The organism is Caballeronia glathei, assembly GCF_000698595.1.
GTDB classification, from domain to species: domain Bacteria; phylum Pseudomonadota; class Gammaproteobacteria; order Burkholderiales; family Burkholderiaceae; genus Caballeronia; species Caballeronia glathei.
The window spans coordinates 1-304 of the sequence record NZ_JFHC01000352.1; the positions used below are offsets into that span (position 1 = coordinate 1).

General features: G+C 60.9%; 1 pseudogene. It reads right to left on the reverse strand.

The window, feature by feature from the left end:
* Positions 1–304 (reverse strand): annotated as a pseudogene (locus tag BG61_RS39095) (transketolase); the annotation flags it as partial.

Below are 304 nucleotides of genomic sequence, written 5' to 3' on the forward strand. Positions count from 1 at the left end.
CAGTTGCCACTCGTGGGCATCGACGCGGATAAAATGGTTCTTTTCCCGTTCTTCGAGGAACGGAACGCCGCAACCCATGCGCGTGTCACACACGATGATCCGCGGCTGTGGCTTCGGATGATTGCGCGCGGCATCGAAGGCGGCCTTCACCGCGTCGATGTCGTTGCCGTCTACGCGCTGCGTGAACCAGCCGAACGCTTCGAGCTTTTCGACGAGCGGCTCGAACGCCATGATCTGCGACGAGGGACCGTCGGCTTGCTGGTTGTTGACGTCGACCATGGCGATCAGGTTGTCGAGCTTCCAG